7 protein-coding genes are annotated in these 6,296 nt (G+C 70.4%); 2 read left to right on the top strand and 5 right to left on the bottom strand.

Features of this window, described 5'->3' with window-relative positions; genetic code table 11:
• Positions 1–19: 19 nt before the first annotated feature.
• Entirely contained in the window at positions 20–247 is a 228-nt protein-coding gene (locus C1J01_RS21395; protein WP_181448887.1) for a hypothetical protein, read from the top strand.
• On the opposite strand, the gene C1J01_RS21390 is transcribed toward C1J01_RS21395, so the two are convergent.
• Positions 204–1,358, bottom strand: coding sequence for an MFS transporter (locus C1J01_RS21390; protein ID WP_111180760.1), 1,155 nt, complete (start codon positions 1,356–1,358; stop codon positions 204–206). The genes C1J01_RS21395 and C1J01_RS21390 overlap by 44 nt on opposite strands.
• A 50-nt stretch (positions 1,359–1,408) precedes the next feature.
• Here C1J01_RS21390 and C1J01_RS21385 point away from each other — a divergent pair, with 50 nt between their 5' ends.
• Positions 1,409–1,765, top strand: coding sequence for a MerR family transcriptional regulator (locus C1J01_RS21385; RefSeq protein ID WP_111180759.1), 357 nt, complete (start codon positions 1,409–1,411; stop codon positions 1,763–1,765).
• A 386-nt stretch (positions 1,766–2,151) separates the two neighbouring features.
• Here C1J01_RS21385 and C1J01_RS21380 read toward each other — a convergent pair whose 3' ends face one another.
• The 4 genes from C1J01_RS21380 to C1J01_RS49205 form a co-directional block, all read right to left on the bottom strand.
• Positions 2,152–3,297, bottom strand: a complete 1,146-nt coding sequence (locus C1J01_RS21380) for an acetyl-CoA C-acetyltransferase (protein WP_111180758.1) — start codon at positions 3,295–3,297, stop codon at positions 2,152–2,154.
• Positions 3,298–3,376: 79 nt separating this feature from the next.
• Positions 3,377–4,096 carry a hypothetical protein gene (locus C1J01_RS21375; protein ID WP_146615681.1) on the bottom strand — a complete coding sequence of 240 codons (720 nt, stop codon included), beginning with the start codon at positions 4,094–4,096 and terminating at the stop codon, positions 3,377–3,379.
• 24 nt (positions 4,097–4,120) lie between these two features.
• The gene (locus tag C1J01_RS21370; protein WP_111180756.1) at positions 4,121–4,882 is read right to left on the bottom strand and encodes a class F sortase; all 762 of its coding nucleotides are present in this window, start codon (positions 4,880–4,882) and stop codon (positions 4,121–4,123) included.
• A gap of 6 nt (positions 4,883–4,888) precedes the next feature.
• Positions 4,889–6,187: a hypothetical protein gene (locus C1J01_RS49205; protein ID WP_146615680.1), complete on the bottom strand. Its 1,299-nt coding sequence runs from the start codon at positions 6,185–6,187 to the stop codon at positions 4,889–4,891.
• Between the last annotated feature and the right edge of the window lie 109 nt (positions 6,188–6,296).

Below are 6,296 nucleotides of genomic sequence, written 5' to 3'. Positions count from 1 at the left end.
AGATGTGTATAAGTGACAGGTGCTGATCCCCGCGGTGGTGCTGGCCACGTACCCCGACTGGGTGTCGGTGCTGACGAACGGGCGGACGGTCACGTGGGCGCAGATGACGTACTTCCCCGCGCCGCTGTCGATCACGCTGCTCGTCGCGGCGCTCGCGGGAGTCGCGGTGGCGGCGGCCCGCGTGATCGCCGTGCGCCGGCCGGTCAGCCCGCGAGCACCGCGCGGCGAGGGATCGCGGCGTAGCTGATCGCGAGGGCGGCCAGGCTGAGGACGGCGGCGGCGAGGCCGAGCCAGCGCAGGCCGTCCACGGCGACCAGGCCGCCGCCGAGCGCCGAGCCGGACGCGATGCCGATGTTGAACGCGCACACGTTCACCGAGACCGCCAGCGTGGGCGCGTCCCCGGCCTGCCGCAGCAGCAGGCTCTGCAGCACCGGCGTGGTGGCCGAGGCCAGCAGCCCGAACCCCAGCACGACGAGCACGGCCGGCGCCTTCCACGGCACCGCGAACGGGAAGAGCGCCAGCACCACGGCCAGCCCGGCGAACGTGCCGCGCACGGTGGCGGGCAGCGAGCGGTCGACCAACCGTCCCGCCGCCAGGCCGCCGGCCAGACTGCCCGCGCCGTAGACGAGCAGCAGCGTGGAGACCCCGGCGGGGCCGAATCCGGTGATCCTGGTGAGCGCGGGCGCGAGATAGGTGAACACGGTCGAGGTCGCCGCCAGCCCGACCGCCGTGGTGGCGATCACGACGAGGACCCGCCGCCGCATCACCGTCGCCACCTCGGCCCGGACGCTCGTGGCGGGCGCGTCCTGGCGCGGCAGCACCACCGCGAGCAGCGCCAGCGCCGCCACCGCGAGCCCGGCCAGCACCGCGAACGGCGTCCGCCAGCCCGCGTCCTCCCCCAGCAGCACGCCCACCGGCACGCCGAGCAGCGTCGCCACGGAGAAGCCGGCGCCGACGGCGGCGATGGCCGTGCCCACCCGCTCCGGCCGGACCACCCGCGCGGTGACCATCAGCGCCAGGGTCAGGAACGCCGCGTGGCTGAGCGAGGCGACCACCCGCCCCGCGATCAGCACCTCGTACGAACCGGCCGCCGCGCACATCGCGTTCCCCGCCGCGAACAGGCCCAGCAGGCCCAGCGCGAGCCCCTTGCGCGGCAGCCGCACGGTCACGATCGTCACCAGCGGCCCGCCGACCACCACGCCCAGCGCGTACGCCGTCACGGCCTGACCCGCCGTCGCCACCGAGACCCCGAGGTCGGCGGCCAGCTGCGGGAGCAGCCCCGCGACGAGATATTCCGACGTGCCGACCACGAACACGCTCACCATCAGCGCGGCCGGCACCACCATTCCCTTAGTCATGCGGGTACGCTAAAGTCTCACATCCATGTGAGAGTCAAGGGTGTGGTGACATGCGAATCGGAGAGCTCGTCCGGCGCACCGGCGTGAGCGAGCGGCTGCTGCGCTACTACGAGGAGCAGCGTCTGCTGCGGCCCGAGCGGCTGCCCAGCGGCTATCGCGTCTACACCGAGGCCCACGTCGACGCCGTCCGCCGCATCCGCACGCTGCTCGCCGCCGGACTCGGCACCTCGACCATCGCGACCGTGCTGCCCTGCCTGGAGACCGACGGCGAACGCCTCGCCCCGACCTGCCCCGACGTGCTGGGGCAACTGCGCGCCGAGCGGGAGCGGATCGACCGCGCCATGGAGGCCCTGAGCCAGTCCCGCGCGGCCCTCGACACGGTGATCGCCGCCGCGGACCGCCGTTAATTCGGTTGCACGGGCCCGGCAGGCGTCCGTAGCCTCATGGACATGCGCCTTTACCTGTAATTCGCGGGGCTTACCCAGCCCTCGGCTTCAGCTCTGTCCAGTCCGTCCCGTTCAGACGCGGCAACTGAGCTTGTCGACCGGCCTTCGCGCTTCTCCGAGCCGAGCCGCGTCGTGAGTTACGTAAAGGAGCTTCCTCATGCGAGCCCGTTCATCCAAGAAGGGCCGGCCCCAGCTTCCCGTGGTCCGGCCGATGCCCAAGATGCCGCAGCGGCCCATCGCGCCGCCCCGCCGCATCCCGCCCAAGGGGCGCTAGATCAACTACCGGGATGGGTAGTTAACGCGGGCGCCGCCTCCTTCGTTACGCCTCGAGGCGGCGCCCGCATCACTCACAGCCGTTCGATGATGGTGACGTTGGCCTGGCCGCCGCCCTCGCACATCGTCTGCAGGCCGTAGCGGCCGCCCGTGCGCTCCAGCTCGTGCAGCAGCTTGGTCATGAGGATCGCGCCCGTGCCGCCCAGCGGGTGGCCGAGGGCGATGGCGCCGCCGTTCGGGTTGACCCGGGCCGGGTCGGCGTCGAGCTCCTTCATCCAGGCCAGCGGCACCGGCGCGAACGCCTCGTTGATCTCCACCACGTCGATCTGGTCCATCGACATGCCGGCCTTCTTCAGCGCGTGCTGCGTCGCGGGGATCGGCGCGGTCAGCATGTAGACCGGGTCGTCGCCCATGAGCGCGAGCTGGTGGATGCGGGCGCGCGGCGTGAGCCCGTGGTCCTTGACGGCCTGCTCGGAGGCGATCAGCAGCGCGCCCGAGCCGTCGGAGATCTGCGAGGAGGTGGCGGCGGTGATCTGCCCGCCCTCCTTCAGCGTCTTCAGCGAGGCCATCTTCTCCAGCGTCGTGTCGGGGCGCGGGCCCTCGTCGTCCTCGACGCCGTTGACCGGCGCGATCTGGTCCTTGAAGTAGCCGTTGGCGATGGCCTTGGCCGCCCGCTGGTGCGACTCGAACGCGTACTGCTCCAGGACGTCGCGCTTGAAGCCCCACTTCTCGCACATCAGCTCCGCGCCGCGGAACTGCGAGATCTCCTGCCTGCCGTACCGCTCGCCCCACTTCTCACCGAACGGGAACGGCATGCCCATGTCGAGGGCGGCCTTGATGGAGGAGCCCATGGGCACGACGCTCATCGACTCGACGCCGGCCGCGACGACGAGGTCCTGCGTGCCGGACATGACGCCCTGCGCGGCGAAGTGGATCGACTGCTGGGAGGAGCCGCACTGCCGGTCGATCGTGACCCCGGCCGTGGTCTCGGGCAGACCGGCCGACAACCAGGCGTTGCGGGCGATGTCCATGCTCTGGGGGCCGAACTGCATGACGCACCCCATGATGACGTCCTCGACCGCGGCGGGGTCGACGCCGGTGCGGTCGACCAGCGCCCTCAGCGTGTGCGCGGCCAGGTCAGTGGGGTGGACGGTGGAAAGGCCGCCCTTCTTCTTGCCGACGGGCGTGCGGACCGCCCCGACGATGTACGCCTCTGCCACAGTGCCTCCTGGAAACCGAGCATTATTCGGCTACTAAGGGCAGAGTACAACAGAACGACGTTCTGGGGCTGCCTGGGCCTTATTCGGCTTCCTCCGACGCCTTTTCCTGCCTGACCTCTTCCGGCCCGGCCTCTTCCTCCGCGGTCTCCTTCGCCGGGGCCGCCAGGTCCTCCGGGGTGTCGATGCGGAAGCGCCAGCGGTCGACGGCGATGCCGTTCAGCGACTCGGCCAGCTCCAGCGCCAGCGCCCCCAGCTTCACCGGCTCCTCGCCGCGCAGCTCGATCGCGGTCAGCTCGGTGGCGAAGGGCAGCAACTCCTGCACGGCCGGCGGCTGCCCCTTCTGCGGCACCAGCGCGGCCCGGACGTCGCCCGCCGTGAACGTGAACTCCTCGTCCTGCTCCAGCAGCGGCGCCAGCTCCTCGGCGGACGGGCGTACCGGCAGGATGACCGCCGGGCCGGCGCCCTCGCCCTCGTCGGCGGGGTCGCTCACCTCACCCCGGCACACCGCGAGCCCGCCGAGCCGGAACGCCAGCCCCTCCGCCAGATACCGGTCGAAGTAGTCGAGCGGCAACGGCCCCTCGGCGGCCACCCGCACCGCCCACGCCTTCTCCAGCACGCCACCCGTCAGGTCCGGGTCCGCCTCGACCGGCGCGCACACCCGTACGTCGGTGGCCACGATGTCGTCGCCCTCGCGCCTGGCGTTCGGATCGGCGAGCTGGATGACGCGCAGCAGCTCGTCGAGGCCCGGTTTGGCGGGCAGCGCCGCCGTGGGGCCAGTACGCAGTCTCCGCTTCGCCATCCAGCCCATGCCAGCCTCCGCAGATCAGCTTCGATAGGAGCTCGTCATCGTCGCGTACACGATGACGTTGTCGGTGTAGTGCCCGGTGCTTCGGTTGTACGTGCCGCCGCAGGTGATGAGGTGGAGCTGGGCGTTCTCCTGCGGCCCGTACACCCGCTGGGTCGGGAACGTCTGCTTGTTCGCCTGCTCCACGCCGCCGACCGTGAACACCGCGGTCGTCTTGTCCTGGCGCTTGACCTCGATGACGTCGCCGTGCCTGAGCTCGGGCAGGCGGGCGAACACGGCGCTGCGCGTCCGCGTGTCCTTGTGCCCGAGCAGCACCGCCGGCCCCGCCTCACCGGGGGTCGACATGTTGCGGTACCACCCGACCAGGTTGTGGTTGTCGATCGGAGGCACCTCGATCGTGCCGTTCTTGGCCAGCCCGACCGACTTGATCGGCGCGTTGATGCCCAGCCGCTTGATCACGAGCCGTACGGGCGTCGAGGGCAGCATCGCGGGCGCCGGCTTGATCTCGGGCAGCGGCGGCGGCACGTCGGGGGCCGCCTGGAACAACGCCTGCTCCGGCTGGCCGCTCGGCTTCGGCTGCGCCTGCACCTGCAGGCTGTCGCGGTTGCTGGCCAGGCCGTACTCCTCGGGCGACCTGAAGACGATCAGCAGGCCCGCCACGACCGTGGCCACACCGGCGATGGCCGCCACGATGAGCACGGTGCGCAGCGCCGTGCTCGCCCGCTGCTCGGGCGGCGGCGGCACAGGAGAGCCGCCGCCGTACGGATAGTAGCCCGCCACGCTCGATCAGCTCCTGATGGAACGTCGTCGCATGACCAGCCCGCCCACGGCGGCGGCCGTGATCAGCGCGGTGCCGGTCAGGATGAACAACCGCCCGTCAGGCCCCATCATCCCACCGGCCCCGGTGTCCGCCCCGGCCACGGGGGTCTGCGACTTACGCGTGGTCGTCGAGGACGACGGCGTGATGGTCACCGTCGCGGTAGTGGTCCGCGTCGGCCGCGGACTCGTCGTCGTGGGGCTCGGCGAAGCGGTCCCGTTGCCAACCGTAAGCGTGTACTGCTTAAGACCGGTCGTGGGGGCGGTGCACTTGATCACCGGCGAGGTCGCGGTGCCCGTCGTGGCTGCGCCGAAGGTGATGTCACCGGCGGTCAGCGTCACGGTGCCCGTGGTGGTGGGCCGCACCTTGAGGGTGACGCCGGGGAGCGTGGTGAGATCGGAACCTGCCGTGACGCTGGTCAGGTTCGCCTCACCGGTCACGGTGGCAGGCGCTCCGGCACCGCTCGCTCTGACCGTGACGAACATCTTGGCGTTCGTGGTGGGGAAGCCCGTGGGCAGCGTCAGCGAATCACCGGTGTTCTGGATGGTCCCCGCCCAGGTGACCGACGCGTCCTGGTTGGCCGAGGCGGTCGTCGGCGGCGTCATCACGACCCGGATGTCGGTCTCTGCCGGGTAGTTGGCGTCGGTGGTACCGGTGGGCTGCAGGACGCAGTTGTAGGCGACGACGTCGTTCTCATCGTCGTTGCCGTTTCCGTTGCCCGTGCCGATCGGCACCTCAAGCGCCTGAGGGGTCGTTGTAGTGCAGTTCGTCTCGGTGCCGGTGGTGCCGGGCAGACCCAGCGTCAGCGCGCCTGGCGTCAATCCGACCTCAGTAGTCGTGCCGGCGGCCACTTGGACCGGGTAAGTGACGCTTCGCGCCTGCACGGCCGTCTGACCGCTGGTGATCGGCGCTCCGGACTTGGCAGCCTCGTCCGAGACGGTCGCACCCGTCGTCGGGGTCAAGTCCAAAGTGACTTGCACATTGCCGGTGGTGTTCGGAGCCGTAGCCAGCGTCAGGGCGGGGATGTTCACCGTCAGGTTGAAGCTCTGGCCTGCGGTCACCGTATCTGGAGCGCTGAGTCCGACGCTGATCGAGGTGTTGGTGAAAGGGCCGCCCGCCGTGCACGTATAGGTGTACTGCCTCGTCACATCTGCCGCGGCCGGGGTGGCGGTTAAGAAGACGGAGCAAACGAAGACGACGAGCGTACTCATCAATCCCAATGCGGACGTCTTGCGGGCGCGGCGGCGCCACGCCTGGGACTTAAGCACGGGTCCTTCTCCGTTTCCAAGCAGTGTCAACAGTCGTGCCAGACTGCCAGCAATTGGTCACAGCTAGGTTGAGATCTTACGAACTGTCTCTGTCATCTTCACCCAAACG

It is taken from the genome of Nonomuraea aridisoli (assembly GCF_003236395.1).
Classification (GTDB): Bacteria; Actinomycetota; Actinomycetes; order Streptosporangiales; family Streptosporangiaceae; genus Nonomuraea; species Nonomuraea aridisoli.
This window is presented reverse-complemented; position numbering and strand designations above follow the sequence as displayed.

Excerpts from the sequence above, each read along its gene's own strand:
- C1J01_RS21385 (WP_111180759.1), top strand. The coding sequence starts at position 1,409 with ATGCGAATCGGAGAGCTCGTCCGGCGCACCGGCGTGAGCGAGCGGCTG.
- C1J01_RS21375 (WP_146615681.1), bottom strand. The coding sequence starts at position 4,096 with ATGGCGAAGCGGAGACTGCGTACTGGCCCCACGGCGGCGCTGCCCGCC.
- C1J01_RS21390 (WP_111180760.1), bottom strand. The coding sequence starts at position 1,358 with ATGACTAAGGGAATGGTGGTGCCGGCCGCGCTGATGGTGAGCGTGTTC.